Genomic DNA, 239 nt, shown 5'->3' with positions numbered 1-239 from the left:
GATCTTGGGAGCGCCTTCCAACAGGCGAAAGCTGTCGGGGTTGATCAACTGCAACGGCAGGATTTCGGCCAACTGCGCCGCACTGCGAGCATTCTGCCCATCAATGCGAATCTGAAACTCTCCGCCACGATCACGGGAAATGCCCAGCGCGCTATGCCCACCTTCGGCCAGTTCGACTTGGCCAAACACCGTGCCCGCCTGTTACCGGTAATTCAGTACGAGCAACTGGCGTGCACGGT

General features: G+C 59.0%; 1 protein-coding gene. It reads right to left on the bottom strand.

What is annotated here, in order from left to right:
* Positions 1-189: hypothetical protein (locus AC0L3B_RS40220; RefSeq protein ID WP_473383600.1), on the bottom strand; the 189-nt coding region annotated here is incomplete at its 3' end.
* Positions 190-239: the final 50 nt, after the last annotated feature.

The organism is Bradyrhizobium sp. Kon56 (assembly GCF_055807635.1).
This window is presented reverse-complemented; position numbering and strand designations above follow the sequence as displayed.